Origin of the sequence: Streptomyces melanogenes, from assembly GCF_014649795.1 — a bacterium.
GTDB lineage: Bacteria > Actinomycetota > Actinomycetes > Streptomycetales > Streptomycetaceae > Streptomyces > Streptomyces noboritoensis.
This window is the reverse complement of sequence record NZ_BMTS01000004.1, coordinates 410,312-429,789: the sequence shown is the minus strand read 5'-3', so window position 1 is coordinate 429,789 and position 19,478 is coordinate 410,312. Positions and strand designations below refer to the sequence as shown.

At 72.3% G+C, this 19,478-nt stretch carries 18 protein-coding genes; 9 read left to right on the top strand and 9 right to left on the bottom strand.

Going from position 1 to position 19,478, the window contains the following annotated elements:
• The first annotated feature begins 149 nt into the window (after positions 1 to 149).
• From IE252_RS12065 to IE252_RS12055, 3 genes are all read left to right on the top strand, one after another.
• Complete coding sequence (locus tag IE252_RS12065) at positions 150 to 575, top strand: nuclear transport factor 2 family protein (protein WP_190089348.1); 426 nt, start codon at positions 150 to 152, stop codon at positions 573 to 575.
• Positions 576 to 616: 41 nt separating this feature from the next.
• Positions 617 to 937 carry a nuclear transport factor 2 family protein gene (locus IE252_RS12060; protein ID WP_190089347.1) on the top strand — a complete coding sequence of 107 codons (321 nt, stop codon included), beginning with the start codon at positions 617 to 619 and terminating at the stop codon, positions 935 to 937.
• Positions 938 to 1,008: 71 nt separating this feature from the next.
• On the top strand, positions 1,009 to 4,278 hold the full coding sequence (locus IE252_RS12055; protein WP_190089346.1) for an AfsR/SARP family transcriptional regulator: 3,270 nt from the start codon (positions 1,009 to 1,011) through the stop codon (positions 4,276 to 4,278).
• Here IE252_RS12055 and IE252_RS12050 read toward each other — a convergent pair.
• The 7 genes from IE252_RS12050 to IE252_RS12020 form a co-directional block, all read right to left on the bottom strand.
• On the bottom strand, positions 4,271 to 4,588 hold the full coding sequence (locus tag IE252_RS12050) for an AzlD domain-containing protein (protein ID WP_190089345.1): 318 nt from the start codon (positions 4,586 to 4,588) through the stop codon (positions 4,271 to 4,273). The genes IE252_RS12055 and IE252_RS12050 overlap by 8 nt on opposite strands.
• Before the next feature lie 28 nt (positions 4,589 to 4,616).
• Positions 4,617 to 5,321: an AzlC family ABC transporter permease gene (locus tag IE252_RS12045; RefSeq protein WP_190089344.1), complete on the bottom strand. Its 705-nt coding sequence runs from the start codon at positions 5,319 to 5,321 to the stop codon at positions 4,617 to 4,619.
• Positions 5,318 to 6,259: a branched-chain amino acid transaminase gene (locus tag IE252_RS12040; RefSeq protein WP_190089343.1), complete on the bottom strand. Its 942-nt coding sequence runs from the start codon at positions 6,257 to 6,259 to the stop codon at positions 5,318 to 5,320. Before IE252_RS12040 ends, IE252_RS12045 begins: the two co-directional genes overlap by 4 nt.
• Positions 6,256 to 6,717, bottom strand: a complete 462-nt coding sequence (locus tag IE252_RS12035) for a nuclear transport factor 2 family protein (protein WP_190089342.1) — start codon at positions 6,715 to 6,717, stop codon at positions 6,256 to 6,258. The genes IE252_RS12040 and IE252_RS12035 overlap by 4 nt, the downstream gene beginning before the upstream one ends.
• Before the next feature lie 32 nt (positions 6,718 to 6,749).
• Positions 6,750 to 8,018, bottom strand: a complete 1,269-nt coding sequence (locus tag IE252_RS12030; protein ID WP_190089341.1) for a DUF6421 family protein — start codon at positions 8,016 to 8,018, stop codon at positions 6,750 to 6,752.
• Positions 8,015 to 8,596 carry a type 2 periplasmic-binding domain-containing protein gene (locus IE252_RS12025; protein ID WP_190089340.1) on the bottom strand — a complete coding sequence of 194 codons (582 nt, stop codon included), beginning with the start codon at positions 8,594 to 8,596 and terminating at the stop codon, positions 8,015 to 8,017. Before IE252_RS12025 ends, IE252_RS12030 begins: the two co-directional genes overlap by 4 nt.
• A 381-nt stretch (positions 8,597 to 8,977) precedes the next feature.
• Entirely contained in the window at positions 8,978 to 10,018 is a 1,041-nt protein-coding gene (locus IE252_RS12020) for an NADP-dependent oxidoreductase (RefSeq protein ID WP_190089339.1), read from the bottom strand.
• A gap of 137 nt (positions 10,019 to 10,155) precedes the next feature.
• Here IE252_RS12020 and IE252_RS12015 point away from each other — a divergent pair, with 137 nt between their 5' ends.
• The gene (locus tag IE252_RS12015; RefSeq protein WP_190089338.1) at positions 10,156 to 11,124 is read left to right on the top strand and encodes a GlxA family transcriptional regulator; all 969 of its coding nucleotides are present in this window, start codon (positions 10,156 to 10,158) and stop codon (positions 11,122 to 11,124) included.
• 16 nt (positions 11,125 to 11,140) lie between these two features.
• Here the strand turns inward: IE252_RS12015 and IE252_RS12010 are convergent, their stop codons facing one another.
• Positions 11,141 to 11,635, bottom strand: coding sequence for an FBP domain-containing protein (locus tag IE252_RS12010; protein ID WP_190089337.1), 495 nt, complete (start codon positions 11,633 to 11,635; stop codon positions 11,141 to 11,143).
• Positions 11,636 to 11,706: 71 nt separating this feature from the next.
• On the opposite strand from IE252_RS12010, the gene IE252_RS12005 reads away from it, so the two are divergent.
• The 3 genes from IE252_RS12005 (at position 11,707) to IE252_RS11995 (ending at position 14,480) form a co-directional block, all read left to right on the top strand.
• A complete protein-coding gene (locus IE252_RS12005; protein WP_190089336.1) occupies positions 11,707 to 12,276 on the top strand; it encodes a TetR/AcrR family transcriptional regulator in 570 nt (189 codons plus the stop codon).
• 65 nt (positions 12,277 to 12,341) lie between these two features.
• Positions 12,342 to 13,529, top strand: a complete 1,188-nt coding sequence (locus tag IE252_RS12000; RefSeq protein WP_190089335.1) for a GDSL-type esterase/lipase family protein — start codon at positions 12,342 to 12,344, stop codon at positions 13,527 to 13,529.
• Positions 13,530 to 13,676: 147 nt separating this feature from the next.
• Positions 13,677 to 14,480, top strand: a complete 804-nt coding sequence (locus tag IE252_RS11995) for a hypothetical protein (protein ID WP_229848250.1) — start codon at positions 13,677 to 13,679, stop codon at positions 14,478 to 14,480.
• Positions 14,481 to 14,575: 95 nt separating this feature from the next.
• Here the strand turns inward: IE252_RS11995 and IE252_RS11990 are convergent, their stop codons facing one another.
• Positions 14,576 to 15,847, bottom strand: coding sequence for a serine hydrolase domain-containing protein (locus IE252_RS11990; protein ID WP_190089334.1), 1,272 nt, complete (start codon positions 15,845 to 15,847; stop codon positions 14,576 to 14,578).
• A gap of 401 nt (positions 15,848 to 16,248) precedes the next feature.
• Between IE252_RS11990 and IE252_RS11985 the strand changes: the two genes are divergently transcribed.
• Complete coding sequence (locus IE252_RS11985) at positions 16,249 to 18,009, top strand: choice-of-anchor A family protein (RefSeq protein WP_229848248.1); 1,761 nt, start codon at positions 16,249 to 16,251, stop codon at positions 18,007 to 18,009.
• A gap of 166 nt (positions 18,010 to 18,175) precedes the next feature.
• Positions 18,176 to 19,432, top strand: a complete 1,257-nt coding sequence (locus tag IE252_RS11980) for a phage baseplate protein (protein WP_190089333.1) — start codon at positions 18,176 to 18,178, stop codon at positions 19,430 to 19,432.
• Positions 19,433 to 19,478: the final 46 nt, after the last annotated feature.

Here is a 19,478-nt window from a genome sequence, read left to right as displayed (position 1 = left end):
CGGCCCCACGGTGATCGTCATCCTCGTACCCGCTCACGCGAACCGCGGGCACATGGCCGGAAAGCGGCGAGCGACTTACGCTCGCCGCCACAGGCGCACCACACTGGAGCCTCACGACCGAGGAACAGCACGGACGAGGAGTTGGTGAGATGTCCACGCAGCCCACCGAGGGCGCCGCGAAGGCCACCCGAGCTGCGATCGACGCCTATCTGGCCCGGCTCTCGGAGCGGGATCTGGACGGCGCTGTGCAGGTCTTCGCCGAGTCGGCGGAATTTGACGCTCCGGGATCCTCGGCGGTGCCGTGGTCGGGCCTGAGGAGCGGGCGGGAGGGGGTCAAGACGTTCTTCACGACCCTCCACGAGTATCTGAAGCCCGAGGAGTTCACGGTGACGCACATCGTGGTCGACGGTGAACAGGGGGTGATCATCGGCCATCTCCGGGACACCGTGAAGGCCACCGGCAAGCCCCTGGTGACCCCGTTCGCCGCCCACGTCACGGTCGTGGACGGGAAGATCGCCCGCTACCACCTCTTCGAGGACACCCACGCCCTGCACCGGGCCGTGACCGACAGCTGAGCGTCCGCCCGCCGCCCCCACCCCGCAGAGAGGCACCAGAGATGACTCCCCCCGGCATGCCCTCCCACCCGGTCGTACGCGCGTTCGTCGACGCGGTCAACGCCCAGGACCAGCAGGCCCTGTGGACCGTCCTCGCCAAGGACGCCACGGTGGTCGACGTCGGCACCGAACGCGATCTCGACGCCTGGGTGGAGCGCGAGCTCTTCTCCTCGCACGCCCGGATGGAGGTGGTACGGGAGTCGCACGACGGTCTTTCGGTGACGGCGCGTTTCCACAACGACATCTGGGGGGACATCGACACCGCGTGGGAGTTCTCCGTCTCCGGCCCGGTCATCCGGGGCTTCGTCACCGGCCCCGGCTGAGCGTCCCGGCGCCGAGCGGGAACGAGGTACCAGGCAACGGGCAGCGGGAACAGGAAAGCAGAGGCAATGGTGTGAGCCGCACCTCGGGGCCCGGGGCGGAACCGGCACCGAAGGAGTCGGTACGGATCCGCCTCCTGGGCCCGGTGAGTGTGGAGGTCCAGGGCCGGCACATCGGCCTCGGGCCGCAGCAGCGCGCACTCGTGGCCGCCCTGGCGCTCGCCCGCGGCCGTCCGGTCAGCACCTCCCGGCTCTCCGAGCTCCTGTGGGAGGGCGACGCCCCGGACGGCGCGGTCAGCGCCCTGCGCACCCACGTCATGCATCTGCGGCGCATCCTGGAACCGGGGCGAAGGGCCACCTCCGGCTTCGAGCTCCTGCTCAGCGCGGGCGCCCGCAGCAACACCAGCTACACCCTCCAGGTGGCCGACGAGCAGGTCGACGCCCTGCACTTCGTGCACCTGACCGACCAGGCCCGCAAGGCCGCGGCCGACGACGACGCCCGGGCCGCGGTCACCCTGCTCGACCAGGCCCTCGCCCTGTGGACCGGGCCCGCGCTCGAAGGCGTCAGCGACCGCAGCTTCGCGCTGGCCGAGGCCGACCGCCTCGAAGAGCTGCGCCTCGTGGCCCGGGAGGACCGGCTGGACGCGCTGGTCGAGCTGGGCCGTTTCGAGGAGTCGGTGCCCGAACTGACCACGCTGGTGGCCGAGTTCCCGCTGCGCGAGCGGCTGCGCTGCCAGCTGATGCTGGCGCTGTACCGCTCGGGGCGCCAGGCCGACGCGCTCGCCTCGTACCGCGACTACTACCAGCTCCTCGACGACGAAGTGGGCATCGAGCCGGGCCGCCCGCTCAAGGAGCTCCACCAGCGCGTCCTCGTCGGCGACCCCGGTCTCGCCGCCGAGCCCGTCCCCGAGCCCCCGCCGCCGCCCGCCGCTTTCCCGGTCCCCCGCCAACTGCCGCCCGACGTGGGCAGCTTCACCGGCCGCACCGGCTATCTGCGCGAGCTCGACGTCCTGCTGTCCCAGTACGCCTCGGGCCCGGGGCAGACGCTGGTGATCTCCTCGCTCTCCGGCATGGCGGGCGTCGGCAAGACCGCGCTCGCCGTGCACTGGATGCACCGGGCCGCCGACCGCTTCCCCGACGGACAGCTGTACGCGAACCTGCGCGGCCACGCCGACGAGCCCCCGACCACCGCCGACGACGCCCTGGGCCAGCTCCTGCGGGCCCTCGGGGTCGGCGCCGGGCACCTGCCGGAGAACACCGACGAGAAGGCCGCGCTGTACCGCTCGCTCCTCGCGGGCAAGCGGATGCTGATCCTCCTGGACGACGCGGCCGGTCTCGAACAGGTGCGCCCGCTGCTGCCCGGCTCACCGACCTGCTTCGTCGTCGTCACCAGCCGCAACGACCTGCGGGGCCTGACCGCGTTCCACGACGCCCACCGGGTGAACGTGGCGGTCTTCAACGACGAGGAGGGGCTCGCGCTGCTCGCCCGCGTCATCGGCGCCGACCGGGTACGCGGCGAACCCGAGGCCGCCGCCGAGACCGTCCACCTGTGCGGCGGCCTGCCCTTGGCCGTACGGATCGTGGCGGCCCATCTCATCGGCGACCAGCACCTGCCCCTCGCGGAGGTCGTGGAGACACTGCGCGGCGACGACCGTCTGGACGACCTCACCCTCGACCAGGAACAGCACACCGGCGTGCGCAGCGCCCTCGCGCTGTCCTACCGCTCGCTGCCCGCGCCGGAGCAGCGGCTCCTGCGGCTGCTCGCCCTCACCCCCGGCGCGGAGGTCTCCACCCCGGCCGTCGCCGCGCTGGCCGGGACGCCGCTGAACGCCACGGCCCGGCTCCTGGACCAGCTGGTCGCGCGCAGCCTGCTGGAGACGCACCGGCCCGGCCGGTTCCATCTGCACGCCCTGGTCCGCCTGTTCGCCCGCGAGCGTGCCCGGGCCGAGGACACCGCCGCCGTACGCGAGGAGGCGCTCGACCGGCTGCTCACCTGGTACCTGGGAACCGCCGAGCAGGCCGGCCATCTGCTGTATGGCACCTTCTACTCCTGGTACGCCGCCGCCCCGCCGGAACCGGACGGCTCCCCGACCGCGCCCCTGACCTTCAGCGGCCCGCCCGCCGCGTCCTCCTGGCTGGAGGACGAGCGGGCCGCCCTGCTGGCCTGCGCCCAGCACGCCCTGGGCCACGGGCCGCGGCCCTTCGCCTGGAAGTCCGCGCTGGCCACCCACGGCCATCTGATGGAGCACGGCCAGCGCACCGACTGGCTGCGCGCCGCGGAGACCGGGCTGCGCGCCGCCGAGGCCGAGCGCGACGACCACGCGCGCGCGGTGATGCACTGGAGCCTGTGCTACGTCCTGTGGGAGCTGGCCCGCCACGACGAGGCGCTGCGGCACAGCGCCCGCGCCGACTCCCTCTTCGGGCGGGCCGGGCTGCCGGTGGAGCGGGCCGGTGCCGTGCTCGGGCTCGCCGCCTCGCACCGCGAACTGGGCGCCCTCGACCAGGCCGCGCGCCACGCCGAGCATACCCTGGCCCTCTACCGCGAGGGCGGGGAGCCCGCCGGGGAGGCGTGGGCGCTGTTCCTGCTCGGCTCCGTCCGCCTGGACCGGGGCCAACTGGAGGCGGCGCGGCCGTACTTCACCGAGGCCCGCGAGCGTGCCGAGGCGTCGGGCGACGAGCACACCGTGATGCTGGCCCTGTGGGGGCTCGGCGCCGTCCACCACGCACAGGGCGCCCTGGAGGAGGCGCAGCGCCTGCTCACCCGGGCGCTGGCCGCGCACGGCAGGCTGCTGTCCACGTACGCGGCGGAGGGCGCGCTCAACGCGCTCGCGGCGGTGTGCCGCGACAGCGGCGATCCCCGGCTCGCGCTCAAGTACGGGATGGACGCGCTCAGCATCACCCACCGCACGCACCGCCGGCTGGTCGAGCCGGACGCGCTGAACACCATCGGCACCGTACTGCTGCACCTGGACGACGCGCCCGGCGCCCTGGACCACCACCAGCGCGCTCTGGAGGCGGCCCGGGCGACGGGGTGCCTGCGGGCGGACGCGGCGGCCTGTGTGGGCCTGGCCGCGGCCAACCGGCACCTGGGCGAGAACCGCGAGGCCCTCGCGTACACCCGGCGGGCCCTGAGCACCGCCGGGCAGGCCGGGCTGCGGCTCGTCGAGGCCGAGGCGCGGACCGAACTCGCCCGGGTGCACCTGGCGCTCGGCCACCGCACCAAGGCGGGGCAGGCCGTCGAGCGGTCCCTGCGGCTGCACCGGGCCGCCGGGTACGAACCCGGTCTGGCGCGGGCCCTGGAGGTCGCCGCCGCCGTGCGCGGCGAGGACTGCGGCCTCAGCTGAGCGCGCGTACCAGCGCGGTGATCACCGCCGCCACCAGGACGACGAGCGGCACGGGCGCCTTGAGCCGCCAGGCCACCAGGGCCCCCGCGAACCCGGCGAGGCGGGCGTCGAAGGTCATGCCGTGCGCGCCCGCCGAGCCCACCAGTTGGGTGACGACCAGGACGGCGAGCAGCGCGGGCGTCAGGTACTCCACGAACCGGGGGAACCAGCCGGGCAGTTCGCGGTCGCCCATCACCAGCGAACCGGCGCCCTTGATGAGGAACGTGGTCACCACCAGGGCGCCGACGACGATCCACGGGTCGTTGCTCAACGGGCCCCCCGCACTTTCACTGGCCGGCTCATCGGGACTTCGCCGTCCAGGCGACGGCGATCAGACAGGCCACGGCGATGGCCGCGTCGGGCAGCCCGGCCGCGGTGAGGGCCGCGGCGCACACGGCCGCGGTGGCGGCGGCCGTCCGCTTGCGGGCGGTGCCCAGGTGGGGCGCCAGCAGCAGGAAGAACAGGACCGGTGAGACGGCGTCCAGGCCGTAGTTGAGGACGTCGACCGCCTTGAACGGGCCGATCGCCCCCAGCAGGGTGCCCAGGACCCAGCCGAGCCAGAGCACCACGCCCGAGGAGAGCAGCCGGATCCGGTCGAAGCGCCCGTCCGCGTCGCTGGCGATGGCCCAGGACTCCTCGATGACGAGCTGGGACTCGACGGCGCGGCGGGCCCGGCCGCCGCGCAGCGCGGGCAGGATGGCGAAGCCCATCACCAGATAGCGCAGGTTCAGCAGGGTGCCCGCCACGGCCGCGGCCGCCCAGCCGCCGCCGTTGACGATCACGGAGACGGCGGCGAACTGCGAGGAGCCGACGAAGACCAGACCGGACATCGAGGTCGCGCCGATCGCCCCGAAGCCCGCGCCCTTGGCGAGGACGCCGAAGGAGATGCCGAACGCGAAGATCGCCACGGTGAACGGCACCGCGGCCCTGGCGCCCGCCGCCCAGGCCTCGCGCCGCCCGGTGGGCGGGGCCGGACGGGTGGGCTCGGATTCGGTGCCGGTCATCCGCTCTCGCTCGCCACGGCCGGGGCGGCCTTGCTGGTCGGGTCCGGGCTGGGCTCGCGCACGGTTCGCGCGTACGCCTCCACCAGCGCGCTCGTCACCTCGCCGATCGGGTACTCCAGGGCGTCGACGGCGGTGACCGGCTGGACCTCGTACGCCGTGCCGGTCAGGAACACCTCGTCGGCGCGGGACAGTTCGGCCGGATCCAGGTGCCGCTCGACGACGGTGAGGCCGAGCCCGTGGGCGAGCGCGATGACGGTACGGCGGGTGATGCCGTCCAGTACGCACTCCGGCGGCGGGGTGTGCAGGGCGCCGTCGACCACCAGGAACAGGTTGGCGCCGGTGGCCTCGGCGAGGCGGCCACGGTGGTCGAGGAGCAGCGCGTCGTCGCTACCCGCCTCCTCCGCCTCCTGTCCGGCGAGGGAGCCGAGGGCGTACAGGGCCGCGGTCTTGGCGCGGACCGGCGCGGTGTCGGGGGCGGGGCGCCGCCAGCGCGAGGTGCGCAGCCGGATGCCGCGCGGCCCGGAGGCGAAGACCTGCGGCCAGGGCCACGCCGCGATCGCCACCTGGACCGAGCTGTCCCGCGCGACCAGGCGCAGGGTGTCGCTGCCGCGCCAGGCGACCGGGCGGACATAGCCCTCGGCCAGGCCAGCGACGGCCACCACCTCGCGGGTGGCGGCGTCCAGCTCGTCGGCGTTCCAGGGCAGTGCGAAGCCCATCTCGCGGGCCGAGGCGACCAGGCGGAGGCTGTGCTCGTGGAGCTTGAAGACCCGGCCGCCGTAGACGCGTTCGCCCTCGAAGACGCTGCCACCGTAGTGCAGCCCGTGGCTGAGGACGTGCAGCCGGGCCTCGCGCCAGGGCACGAGGCGTCCGTCGAGCCAGATGGTGCCGTCCCGGTCGTCGAGCGGGGGCGGGACGGGCGCGTGGTTCGCGTCGCTCACGTGGCGAAGCCCCGTTCCGCGTAGGGGAAGCCCTCCAGTTCGTTGACCGGGACGGTGTCGTCGCGGCGGGACGCGTAGTAGATGCGGACCTCGTCGATCAGGCCCGAGGCGTCGAAGCGGTAGACCTCGGCGCCGCGCAGCACCTTGCCCAGGCGCGGCTTGAAGGCGGTCCACTCGCAGACGGCGGTGCGGCTGTGCGCGTCGGCGTAGACGGCGTCCACGGCCCAGTGGGAGTCGTTGGCGCGGACGTCGGCGCCCCAGCGCTCCACGACCGGGTCGATGCCCTCGATGGGGCCGGACATACCCCCGGCGAGGTAGTGCACGACGTGCTCGGAGAGGCACTGGGCGAACAGGTCGCGGTCGACCTTGTTGCACGCCTCGAAGTACAACCGTACCGCCGCCTCCATGGCGGACCGCTGCAAGGCCAGGCCCTCGTCCCCCGTGGCGTGGGTGTCCATGTCGCTCGTCTCCTCAGCTCTCGATGGCTTGCTCACACCTCGGCGGGCGCGAAGTGCAGGGGTGGCAGGGCCGCCAGCCGGTCCCGTGCGCGCACGAGCGTCAGCTGGTCGTCCGTGAACGCGTAGCGGTCGCCCTCCGCGCCCTGGCGCAGCTGCGTTCGTACCAGTTCCCTGGCCGCCGCGCGGTACTCCTCGGGCGTGCCGACCGAAGCTTCCATCGCCTCGATCGTGTCCACCAGTTCGCGCAGTCCGTCGAGGACGCGGTCGTACGACAGCGACAGGCGCCCGCCGTGGTCGGCGAGGGCACCGCGTTCGCGCAGCCACGAGTAGAGGAACACCCCGGTGCCCGCGTCGAAGTTGCGGACCGCGCGGGCGTCGAGCGGATAGCGGAACATCCGCTCCAAAAGGATCATCGCGATCTGCTCGTCGGCGTACGGAACGGCGTCGTCGTGGCAGGCGAGCACGGTCTTGGCGTCGACCTTGAGCTCTTCGAGCAGGCCGATGAACCAGTTCATCTTGAGTTTGATGTGCCGGTCGAGCGGCCACTGCCCCTGGTGGTGGAAGTAGTCGTGCAGATAACCCCAGAGGGAACGGGCCTGGTAACAGACCTCCGGGTCCATTCCGGTCGAGGCGTGCGGAACGGAATCCGGGGTGAGGATGGCCCGCGCCGACGGCACCGCGTATGTCTCGTGAATGCGGCGGAATTTACTGAAGAAGAAGATCGCGTAAGCCTGTTCGGCCACCTTGTCGTGGGCGGCGACGTTCTCCGGGAAGAAGACGATGCAGTTGCCTTGGGTCAGGCCTTCGCTGCCCGCGAGCAGCACGGTGGCCTGGCAGTTGTTCTTGGGGTGCGGATAGCGCACGGCCAGCTCGGAAAGCGCGTCGGGCTCCTTGCGGCGGACCAGGAAGAACTCCAGCCGCCTGCCCACCGGCGGCACGCTGTTGGTGGTCTGCACGGGGGCGAGGAAGGCCGCCCAGTCGCCGTCGGCCGGGGCGGTCAGGGCGTCGCGGCTGCGGGCGAAGTGCGGGGGAGTGTCGAGTCCGGCGGCCAGCCAGCCGTCGATGTCGGCGGCCAGCGCGTCGGCCTGGTTCGCCCTGCCGTGCCCGGCGAACCAGCCGACGGCCTCGTCCTTGATGGCCAGGAGGCCGCGCCGGTCCTCCTCCCCGGGCTCCGGGACCGTACCGTCGTCGAGCTGGCGGGTGCGGAAGGCGTCGATGCGCGGCAGGAGACCTTCGCCGAGCCGTTCCGCCTCGCCGAGGATCTCGTCGTGGAGGCGGTGCGTGTGGGGCGTCGCGGTCACGGAGCGGCCTCCCGCACGTGGTGCACGGTGTAGACCATCGGCACCTCGCCGAAGCTGTGCAGCACCCGCAGGCCGTGGGCCTTCGCCGCGACGACGGTGGTGACGCACCCCTCGGCCTTGCCGTCGGCGCAGTCGATGGCCGCCTGCGCGTTGCTGGTCACCACCTGCCGTTCACTCGACGGTGGTACGAGTCCGGCGGGCGCGGGGTGGGTGGCCACGGTGCGCGGCTCGGCGCCGCCGCCCGGCGCGACGGCGAGCACCATTTCGTGGGTGGGCCACACGAAGGAGTCCACCATGCGGCAAACCCGCAGGTTTCCGAAGACGAGCGTGTGCAGCTCCGGATAGACGGCACAGGCGACGAGGGCGTGCTCGCCGTTTCTGGGCACGCTCTCCATCGCGTATTCGAGGGTCGCGTGCAGGGTCACCCGCCCTTCGCCCTCAAGTCCTCGCCGCCGGAACCACTCATGGGCCGCGGCCTCCAGATTGGTGCCGGTCGGGCCCAGGGTGTGCAGCTGCCGGATCTCGCCGATGGGCGAAGGCGATAAAGAATTGACGCGTAAACGCTCCGGCGTCACCATTCCCACTCCCCCACATTTCCCCCGCGGTTCTCCCGTTGCCCTCGGGCAACACGCGGGCCGTACGTCGGTGCACGGTCCGCGTCGGTGATCCTAATCGGCCCCGCCCGACGGCGGCCACCACGTCCTTCGCGCACCGACTGATTTCCCACACTGTGGCCACTTCCCACCCGTTCAACGTTCCGGAAATCCGGCGACAAATGCCGTCGGGGCGGGTGACATTCACGCTCCTTTCATCCCTCGACCCGGTCGGTTGCCGTACGCATCGCGTCATTCCGGAGACCGCGCGGGGGCACACACCGGCGCAACACGCGTGCCCCGGACGCCGTCAGCCCCCTCCGGCGCGGCCGGAAGCCGACGGGGCTCCCGGCCCGCCCGCACTGTTTACGCGTTGTCCGGGGCGTCGGGGGCGTCGGGGGCGTCGCCCGAAGGGGGGACCTCGCCGGCGTCCGGCGCCGGGGTGACGGTCAGGACGATCTTTCCGGTGGTACGGCCGGTCTCGCCCAACCGGTGCGCCTCGGCGGCCCGTTCGAGGGGGAACACGGAATCGACGACCACCCGCAGCCGGCCGTCCTCGACCAGCGCGCCGATCTCGCGCAGCCCGTGGTGGTCGGGCTCGACGAGCATGAACACCGCGCGCACTCCTGCCGCTTCGGCCCACTCGGCGGGGAAGGTGTGGTCGAAGGGCAGGATGGAGACGAGGAGGCCGCCGGGGCGCAAGGTGCGCAGGGAGCGCGACCAGTTGGCGCCGCCGATGCCGTCGAGGACCACGTCGACGTCGTGGACGGTCTCGGCGACGTCCTGGGTGCGGTAGTCGACGACCTCGTCGGCGCCGAGCGAGCGCAGCAGGTCGTGCTTGGCGGCGCTGGCGGTGGCGATGACGTACGCGCCGCGCGCCTTGGCGATCTGGACGGCCAGATGGCCGACGCCACCGGCCGCGGCGTGGATCAGGACGCGCTGCCCGGCCCGGACGCGCGCGGTGTCCACCAGGGCCTGCCAGGCGGTGAGCGCGGCCAGCGGCAGGGCGCCCGCCTGTACGGGGTCGAGGCCGCGCGGGCGCGGGGCGAAGTGGCGGGCGGGTGCGGTGACGTACTCGGCGTACGCGCCCGCCGGGTGCGGGAAACGCGGCATCCCGAAGACCTCGTCGCCGACATGGAAGAGCGTCACGCCCGCGCCGACGCCTTCCACGACTCCGGCCACGTCGAAGCCGAGGATGAAGGGAGGTGTCGAGCCGTCGGCGAACCCGCCGCGCTCGCGGGTCTTCCAGTCGGCGGGGTTCACGCCCGCCGCTTGCACCCGGACCAGGATCTCGCCCCGGCCCGGCTCCGGCCGGGCCGTCTCGATGACCTTGAGGACGTCGGGGGCTCCGGCCCGGTCCTGGGAAACGGCGCGCATGGTCGACGTGGGGGTGGTGGGCTGGCTCATGAAGGGCGTTCCTCATCCGGTTGCGGGCGGTGCTTCGGGGTCGCGTGCCGCTGATGTCCGGCACGTGACCCCAAGCCTGTCCGGCCGACCGGGGCCCTGGTGGTGGCGTGATGGTCACGTCCTGAAAGGATCCGGCCATGCACTCGGTTGGCGTTCTGGCCCTGGACGGCGTCGTCCCCTTCGAACTGGGCATCCCCGCCCGCATCTTCCACGCCGCCCGCGACCATGGGGGAAATCCCCTCTACTCGGTCACCACGTGCAGCCTGGACGGCGGCCCGGTACGGGCCGAGGCCGACTACGACCTCGCCGTCACCCACGACGCCTCCCTGCTGGCCGCCGTCGACACCGTCGTCATCCCGCCCTCCCACCGGCTGGGAGCGATACGGGAGGAGGGCCGTCTGCCCGGCCCGCTGCGGGACGCCCTGGCGGCCCTACGTCCGGGCACGCGGGTCGTCGCGATCTGCACCGGCACGTACGTACTGGCCGCCGCGGGGCTGCTCGACGGCCGCCGGGCCACCACCCACTGGCGGGAAGCCGACCGGTTGCAGCGGATGTTCACCCGCACCCGCATCGACCCCGACGTGCTGTACGTCGACGACGGCGACGTGCTGACCTCCGCCGGGGTCGCCGCGGGCATCGACCTGTGTCTGCACATCGTGCGCCGCGACCACGGCAGCCGCGTCGCGAACGAGGTCGCACGGCTCTGCGTGGTGCCGCCCTGGCGGGAAGGGGGCCAGGCCCAGTACATCAAGCGCCCGGTGCCCGACCCCGCCACCGGCAGCACCGCGGCCACCCGGGCCTGGGCCGCCGAGCACCTGGCCGAGCCGCTCACCCTGGCCGGGCTCGCCGCCCACGCCGGGATGAGCGTGCGCACTTTCAGCCGCCGCTTCCGGGACGAGGCCGGCAGCACGCCGGGCCAGTGGCTCGCCCGGCAGCGCGTCGACCTCGCCCGCCACTTCCTGGAGACCACCGACTGGCCCGTCGACGTCGTCGCACACCGGGCCGGGTTCGGCACCGGGGCCTCCCTGCGCCAGCACCTGCACAGCGCCATCGGCGTCGGCCCCCAGTCGTACCGCCGCACCTTCCGGCCCCAGCCTGCGGCCTGACGGGGACGCCCGCCGGTCAGACCGTCGTCACCTTCGCGGCGAACGCGGCGAGGTTCGCCACGGTCCGCTCGATCTTCTCCTCCAGAGTGATCGTCTCGTGGAGCCGCGCACCGGCGCCCACGTCCTTCTTGCCGCGTACGTACAGCGAACACGCGAGGTCGCTGCAGAGGTAGACACCCACCGAGTTGCCCTGCTGTCCCGCCTTGCCCGCCTTCGGCGCGACCATCAGGGACACGCCGCCGTCGTGGGTCGTCAGGCATATCGAGCACATGCTGCGGCGGGCCTGCCCGGAGGTGTGGCCGGGGCTCCGCAGGACCAGGGCCCTGACGGTGCCCTCCAGCTCCGCGACCAGATAGGCCCGGCCGGGGGCTTGGGGATCTCGCCAGCCGAAGTAGTCCAGGTCGTCCCAGGGATGCTCGGCCAGGTCACGCGGCACGGACAGGCGCTTGGCCTCGCCCTTGGTGCAGTTCACGAACGCGGCACGGATCTCTTTTTCAGTCAGCTGCTTCATAAGGGTGAGGCTAGTTTGCCTAAAGGTGTTAGGCAAACGCATAATCGGTTCAGGCGAGCGAGAGGGAGACGATGGGACGCGTAGGGCTGAGCACGGAACGCCTGACCCGGGCCGGGGCGGAACTGGCCGACGAGGTCGGCTTCGAGCAAGTGACCGTCTCGGCGCTGGCCCGGCACTTCGACGTCAAGGTCGCGAGCCTGTACTCGCACGTCAAGAACTCCCAGGACCTCAAGACGCGGATCGCGCTCCTCGCCCTGGAGGAGCTCGCCGACCGGGGCGCCGCCGCCCTGGCCGGGCGCGCGGGCAAGGACGCCCTGGCCGCGCTGGCGAACGTCTACCGGGACTACGCGCGCGAACACCCCGGCCGCTACGCCGCCGCCCAGCTGAGGCTCACCCCGGAGGCGGCGGCCGCCAGCGCGGGCGGCAGACACGCCCAGATGACCCGGGCCATCCTGCGCGGCTACGACCTGAGCGAACCCGACCAGACGCACGCGGTCCGACTGCTCGGCAGCGTCTTCCACGGCTACATCACCCTGGAACTCGGCGGCGGCTTCAGCCACAGCGCCCCCGACACCCAGCAGACCTGGACGCGGATCCTGGACGCCCTGGACGCCCTGCTGCGGAACTGGCCCGCACAGTGACCCCGCCCCGCACGCCTGCGCGGCGCACCGACCACCCCAGCAACTCCGAAGACCACGTAGGGGCCATGCACACCCAGGAAAACTGGATCACCACACCCGTCACCGCCGACCTCCTGCGCGGCGCCCTCGACGTGGAGCGCACCAAGCACGGCGTGCTGCCGCACCGGCTCCCCGCCCGAGCCCGGGCCCAGAACACGGACGGGCAGTTGGCGATGGCCGAGTCCCAGCCCTCCGGCGTACGTCTGGCCTTGCGCACCCGCGCCACCGCGATCGAGCTGGACACCCTGCCCACCAAGCGGGTCTACGTGGGCGCCCCGCCCCGCCCGGACGGCGTGTACGACCTGGTCGTCGACGGCGTGCTCGCCGGGCAGGCCAGTGCGGCGGGCGGCAACACCCTGACCATCGACATGACGTCCGGCTCCGTCGAGCACCGGCCCGGGCAGCACGGCACCCTCCGCTTCACGGGCCTGCCCGACGCCCCCAAGGACGTCGAGATCTGGCTGCCGCACAACGAGACCACCGAGCTCATCGCCGTACGCACCGACGCCCCCATAGCCCCCGCCCCGGACCGGGGCCGCAAGGTGTGGCTGCATCACGGCAGTTCGATCAGCCACGGCTCCGACGCCGCCAGCCCCTCGACCACCTGGCCCGCGCTCGCCGCGTCCCTCGGCGGTGTCGAGCTGATCAACCTGGGGCTGGGCGGCAGCGCCCTGCTCGACCCGTTCACCGCACGCGCGCTGCGGGACACCCCGGCCGACTTGATCAGCGTCAAGATCGGCCTCAATGTGGTCAACACCGACCTGATGCGGCTGCGCGCCTTCGGCCCGGCCGTGCACGGCTTCCTGGACACCATCCGTGAAGGCCACCCGGACACACCCCTGCTGGTCGTCTCGCCCATCCTGTGCCCCATCCACGAGGACACACCCGGCCCCAGCGCCCTGGACGTCACGACCCTCGGCGCCGGACAGCTGCGGTTCAAGGCCATGGGCGACCCGGCGGAACGCGCGAGCGGGAAGCTGACCCTGGGCGTGATCCGGGACGAGCTGGCTCGGATCGTGGCGCAGCGTGCGGCCGAGGACCCGCACCTGCACCACCTCGACGGCCGCGCCCTCTACGGCGAGGCCGACGCCGCCCGGCTCCCCCTGCCCGACGAACTCCACCCGGACGCGGCCACCCACCGCCACATCGGCGAACGCTTCGCCGAGCTGGCGTTCACCGCCGACGGGGTGTTCGGGAGTGGCGTCCGCGTCTGAAGTACGCGGGCGGTCAACCGAGTTACGTGGATACGTGCCCCTGGCTCCACCCGGGAGAAACCCCTGACGACTCCTCAGGGGTGCCCTCGGGCCGAGTCAGGGTCGTCCCCGATGAACGGGGGTCGGTCGGCCCCGAGGATCGGCGGTATGAAGACGAACAAGACGAAGCCGGCGGCCCGTAGCAGTCGAACGGGCCGTGCGGCAGCGGGAGTCGGGACGATCGCCGCCGCCGTCGCCCTCCTCGCCACGGCCGCGCAGGCCCCGGCCCTCGCCCAGGGCGCGGCCGATCCCACCGACCCCGCCTCGGACGTGTTCGCGCACGTCGACTACCGCGACTGCCCCACCGACCTCCCCGCCGGCGTCGACCGCGACAAGTGGCGCTGCGAAGTGACCGTCGGCTACTCGCACTTCAAGCTCGGCGGGATCACCGTCCCGGACATGAAGCCGATCACCTTGACGCACGCCGAGGGGCCGCTACCGGACGGCACGTCCGGGCAGGTCTTCGGGACACTGCGGGCCGACGCGACCCCGGTGCCCGGCGGCCTGCTGGGCCGGACCGGCCGCAACCCACTCCTCGGCCTGGCCATCCAGCCCGAGTACGGCGGTTACGCGGACTTCCTGGGTACCGGCACCGACAAGGGCGCCCTGGACATGAAGTTCCGGCTCGTCTCACCGCTGCTCGGCGAGCGGTGCACCGTCGGCACGGACGCCCACCCGGTCGCGCTCCACCTCCGCAAGGACGGCCCCAGCACCTGGCTGTCGAAGAACCCTCCGCTGGTCCGCTTCAGCGCGTACGACCGGACCCTGACCGTCCCGGCCGCCACCGGCTGCGGCCCGCTCACCCGGTTGGTGAACCACCGCTTCGGTCTGCCCGCCAAGACGGGCGAGAGCGGGATCACGTACACGGCGTACTACACCTTCAAGACGTACGACCAGCTCCCGGCGGCCTGAGCACGCGTCCCGGTACGTCGTGACGAGAACTTCGTACGGTGGTGGGCGCGGGCGCCCGCCGCTTTCAGCGGGCGCCCTTTCCCGTGCGAGTCACGTCAGATGCGGGTGTCCTCCACGGTGGGGATCCAGCGACCGCCGTCCCTGTCCGCGTTGCCGTTCCCGTTTCCGGTGATCGAGCTGCGCGGGGTGGGCGCGGCGGGCGCCTTGCCGCAGAACGCGGGCTCCAGGGTGTTGGTCAGACCGCTGGTGATCGCGCCGTTGTTGGAGGCGTTCGCGAAGAGGACGACCGTGCGCTTGCCGTCCGGGGTGGAGAACGTCTGCGTGTTGTAGCCCTGGACGATTCCGCCGTGGCCGAGCACCTTGCCGCAGGAGAGCGCGATCTCCCGGACCCCCAGGCCGTAGCTGATCTTCGCCGTGCCGGTGGGGAGCACGCTCGTCATCTGTCGCAGCGACTCGTCGGAGACCAGCCCGCCGGAGCCTCCGGCGAGCAGGGCGGTCATGAAGCGGTCGAGGTCGCGGGCGGAGGAGACCACGCCGCCCGCGCTCCAGACCCAGGAGGCGGTCTGCTCGGTCGAGTCGAGCAGCGGCTTGGTGCGGTCGTCGTTGGTCAGATAGCCGGTGACGTGCGGGCCCGCGATGGTCTTCTGGGGCACGGTGAAGGTCGTCTGACGCAGCTTCAGCGGCTCGAAGATCTGCTGGCGCAGCAGCTCGGCATACGGGCGCCCGGTGAGGTGCTCGGCGGCGAGACCCAGCAGCACGAAGTCGGTGTTCGAATACGCGTACGCCGTCCCCGGGGTGTACTGGAGACCGTGCTTCACCGACATCGCCACGAGGTCCTTGGGCTCGTAGACGTTGTTACGGATGCGCTTCTCGAAGGCGGCGGTGGTCTCCTCCCCGCTCTGCTCCAGGAGGTCGTTGGTGTGGTCGTACACACCGGCGCGGTGCTCCATGACCTGGCGCGCGGTGATCGCCCAGCTCTCGGGAAGCGTCCCGGCGGGCAGGTAGTCGCGCAGCGGCTTGTCCAGGTCGATGCGGCCCTGCTCGGCCAGGCGCATCACCAGGACCGAGGTGAACATCTTGGAGTTGCTGCCCACGCGGAAGCGCAGGCCCGCGTTCATGGGCGTGCCGTCGAGGTTGGCCTTGCCCAGCGCCACCGTCCGGCCGCGCTCGTCCTTGCCGTGGTCGCGGATCACCGCGAACGCGCCCGGCGCCCCCGCGTCCACCACGCGCTGCAGCGCGGCACGCACCCCCGAGACGTCCGGCTCGGCCTGGCCCTGCGCGGCGGACGCGCCCACGGCGCTCCCGGCCAGCAGCGCGGCGGTGGCCGCGAGCGTGGTCACCGAACGCGCGATCGTGATTCCAGCCATATGAGAAGTACCCCTGTTCCCCGGCGACTTGGTCAGTGCCCCGGCCTTCATAGCACTAGTACACCCAAGATCGTATAGGTATGTACGGCGTCGGCTGACCGCTCCGCCCCGTCGACCGCGGCTTGCCGGGACACCGGCGTGGGCGACAAGCAAGCGCCGTGGAGGTGACGACGTGCGGCAGACCCGCCGACCTGGCGGTCGGTGGCGGCGATGGTCCTTTGCGGTGGTCTTCGCCCGCGACACCCGCCGGGTCGTCCGGCGGCGACCGGGGGTGTGTGAGCCTGGCTCTGAGGGGGGGTCATCACACTTTCGAGGAGCTGGTTGTTCCGGTGTTCCGTCTCTCCCTGGCCCGACCCGGCGCGAGATCCCTCAGACCCCTGCTGACCGCGACCGTCCTGTCCGTGGCCGCTCTCCCCGCGACGGCGACGGCCCTGCCCGGCGGGCAGGCGCCCTCCCAAGCCGCGCTGGCTGCCGCGCCGCTGCCCGGTGGTCTCGGCCCGTGCGTGCCGGGCCACTGTCCCCCCGACGGCTACCCGCCCATCCACAACGGGCCCATCCGGTTCCGCGACAACGGCATCAACGTATACGTCGGCGGTGACTTCCACGTACGGGAGAAGGCCGCCGAAGCCGAGGGCCGCGTCGTCGTGCTCGGCAATTTCGACCAGAACAAGGCCTCGGGCGTCAGCGGCATCTACAACGTCGGCGAGGCCGGGGTCGGCTCCCGGGTCGCGCCGCCGGTCGGTGCGGACTGGCTGACCACCGGCGGCAACGTCACCGTCGCGACCGGTCAGCGGCTGCTGGCCGAGCAGGGCGTCGTACGCCACGCGGGCTCCGCCACCGGGACCATCCTGTCCCAGCGCACCGTCCACGACCCGGACGCGGCCAAGCCGTACACCGCGCTGCGGGGACAGCTCACCGACGCCAGCAAGTGCTACGCGCACCCCGGCGGCGGCACCCGTACGCCCACCGGGACGGCCGTGCACGCGGGCGGGGAGACCCTGTTCACCGGTGACGGCACCTCCATGCTCCAGGTGTTCAACGTCGACTTCGACATGCAGAGCGCGAGCGGCGGCCAGGAGGGCATCCGGTTCGCCCGCATCCCCGCCGGGGCGACCGTGCTGGTCAACGTGCTCGGGACCAGCCGGACCATCACCACCTACAGCGGCACGATCGACGACTCCAGCCCGTTCAACCAGCTGCGCAGCCGGCTGCTGTGGAACTTCCCCGACGCGACCTCCGTCGGTTTCAAGGGCACCGGCCAGTTCCAGGGCAGCGTGCTGATCGGCAACCAGGCCTCCCGGGCGACGGTGGAGCTGCCCGGCATCAACGGGCGCTTCTTCACGACCGGTTCGCTCACCCACACCAGCCCGCCGTCGGGCGGCGGTGGCCAGGAGTTCCACAACTACGCCTTCGACGGGAACCTGCCCGACTGCGGCAGCGCGCCGCCCACCGAGGGCGAGGTGAAGGTCGTCAAGACGGACCAGGCCACCGGCAGGCCGCTCGCCGGGGCGGTGTTCGAGCTGTGGGAGGAGACCAACGGGACCACCGGACTGCAGACCACGGGCACCACCCCGGACACCCGCCGGGGAACCCCCTGCACGACCGACGGCTCCGGTGCCTGCACCCGGAAGGTTGTGCCAGGCACGTACTACTGGGTGGAGACCAGGGCACCGGAAGGCTACGACCTGCCCTCCCCCGCGCACTTCGGACCCCTCGTCCTCACCGAGGCCAACGCCTCCCGGGGCGTCTCGGTGACCGTGACCGACCACCGGCACGTCGAGCCGAAGGGATCGCTCACCGTCGACAAGACGGACGCCGAGACCGGCGGTCCGCTGGCGGGCGCGGTGTTCCGGCTGTGGCACGAGACCAACGGAACCCCCGGGCTCCAGACGTCGGGCACCACGCCCGACACCCCGGTGGGCCCCGGCTGCGCGACCGGGAACGCGGGCCGGTGCGTCTTCTCCGACCTGCCCCTCGGCTCGTACTACGTCCAGGAGACGGCCGTGCCCGAGGGGTACGTCCTGCCGGAGAACCGGGTCAGCGGCCCCCACGAGGTGACCGCCGCCAACGCGTCCAGGGGTGTCACCGTCAAGCTCACCAACAAGCGCGGCGAGCCCGACAAGGGCGGCAAGGGCAAGGGAGGCAAGGGCGGGCCCCGCTGACGCCCGCGAGCAGCTGACAGGGTGACCGGCCGGACCGGTCCCCACCAGGGCGGCCGTGCTGTCGTATGCCCCACGACAGCACGGCCGCCCTGGTCATCGCACGGTGTGGCACATGCGTACGATCTCGGTCGGTGGGGCCGGATCGCGCCCCACAGAAGGGGAATCCATGGCCATTACCGACATAAACGGGATCAACCTGTCCGGAGTGACCGGCAAGCTCATCCAGACCGTGCCGTTGACGAAGAATCCCGCTCCGCAGGCGATCGCTTCCGACCCGGTCAACGGACACGTCTTCGTGCTCCAGATGGAGAGCGCCGCCAAGACGCCGCTCGGGAACATGTACCTCAACCGCATCGACCGGAACACCGGGCGGCTGACGGGCAGCATGTACCTCACGGGCTTCGGGCACGGGATCTCGATGGGGGCCGAGCCGGTCGGGACCGACACCTACCTGTGGACCGAGGTCGGTCCGGTTTCCCCCAATGACGGTGTGAGCAACGCCTTCGGTACGGCTGTGACCCGCTTCCGCTTCGTCGACGGGGCCACCCTCGACCAGGCCGACGTGCCCGCCGCGCAGAAGTTCTGCCCGCCGGGCGGACGGAGCACCGGCCCGTCGGTGGACCTCGCCAACAACACCCTGACGATCGTCTACTTCAAGGGCAGTGTGCGGTGCTTCACCCGCTACGACCTGGCCAAGGCGGCGCAGGGCGAGTGGGTGGAGATCGGCAGCACCTTCGAGCTGCCGGCGGGCGCGGAAACCGGACTCACCTTCCAGGGGTACACCGCCCTCAACGGCGTCCTGTACGTCTACCAGTGGAAGAAGGACCCGGTCACGACCTACCCGGGGACCGCGTACATCACGTCGTACTCCCTGGACTCGAAGACGAAGCTCGACTCGCAGGTGGTCACCGGCGCCGACGGTCTGGAGCGGCGCGAGCCCGAGGGGCTGGCCGTCGAGGTGGACCCGAAGACCGGTGAGACCCGGCTGCTGTTCGGCTTCAGCGACACCGTCCCCGGCACCACCGGGCGCCGCAACGTCACCATCGGCTGGTACCCGACGCAGCCGGCGGTCGACGGGGTGAAGGTGCTGTCCGACTGGGAGAACCTCACCCTCGCCACCGGCGTCAAGGCGGGCGCCGAGGCTCCGCGCGGCCGCCTGGTCGCCCTCGCCGACACCACGTACCTCCAGCTGCGCGGCACGCTCACCTGCAGCCTCACCGGGGACGCCCTGATCGCGACGCTGCCGCAGCGGCTCTGGCCCACGCGGCCCGTACGGCAGAACACACCGCGCAACATGTACTACGGGGTGGGAGTCTGCCGGGTCGAGGCGAACAAGCTCGGTGAGCTGTGGGCGTTCGGCGCCACCGCGGACAACTCCATCTCCTGGATCGACCTCGACTGCGTCTCGACCGCCTGGCGATGACCGCGCCGAAGCTCGGACACCCCCACCCTCTCTCGCGATCCGGAGG

What these genes read in the sequence shown, in the direction of transcription:
- IE252_RS12005 (WP_190089336.1), top strand. Translation starts at nt 11,707, where the DNA reads ATGGGACGCGTAGGGCTGAGCACGGAACGCCTGACCCGGGCCGGGGCG.
- IE252_RS11995 (WP_229848250.1), top strand. Translation starts at nt 13,677, where the DNA reads ATGAAGACGAACAAGACGAAGCCGGCGGCCCGTAGCAGTCGAACGGGC.
- IE252_RS12065 (WP_190089348.1), top strand. Translation starts at nt 150, where the DNA reads ATGTCCACGCAGCCCACCGAGGGCGCCGCGAAGGCCACCCGAGCTGCG.
- IE252_RS12045 (WP_190089344.1), bottom strand. Translation starts at nt 5,321, where the DNA reads ATGACCGGCACCGAATCCGAGCCCACCCGTCCGGCCCCGCCCACCGGG.
- IE252_RS11980 (WP_190089333.1), top strand. Translation starts at nt 18,176, where the DNA reads ATGGCCATTACCGACATAAACGGGATCAACCTGTCCGGAGTGACCGGC.
- IE252_RS12025 (WP_190089340.1), bottom strand. Translation starts at nt 8,596, where the DNA reads ATGGTGACGCCGGAGCGTTTACGCGTCAATTCTTTATCGCCTTCGCCC.
- IE252_RS12015 (WP_190089338.1), top strand. Translation starts at nt 10,156, where the DNA reads ATGCACTCGGTTGGCGTTCTGGCCCTGGACGGCGTCGTCCCCTTCGAA.
- IE252_RS12000 (WP_190089335.1), top strand. Translation starts at nt 12,342, where the DNA reads ATGCACACCCAGGAAAACTGGATCACCACACCCGTCACCGCCGACCTC.
- IE252_RS12035 (WP_190089342.1), bottom strand. Translation starts at nt 6,717, where the DNA reads ATGGACACCCACGCCACGGGGGACGAGGGCCTGGCCTTGCAGCGGTCC.
- IE252_RS12060 (WP_190089347.1), top strand. Translation starts at nt 617, where the DNA reads ATGACTCCCCCCGGCATGCCCTCCCACCCGGTCGTACGCGCGTTCGTC.
- IE252_RS11990 (WP_190089334.1), bottom strand. Translation starts at nt 15,847, where the DNA reads ATGGCTGGAATCACGATCGCGCGTTCGGTGACCACGCTCGCGGCCACC.
- IE252_RS12010 (WP_190089337.1), bottom strand. Translation starts at nt 11,635, where the DNA reads ATGAAGCAGCTGACTGAAAAAGAGATCCGTGCCGCGTTCGTGAACTGC.
- IE252_RS12020 (WP_190089339.1), bottom strand. Translation starts at nt 10,018, where the DNA reads ATGAGCCAGCCCACCACCCCCACGTCGACCATGCGCGCCGTTTCCCAG.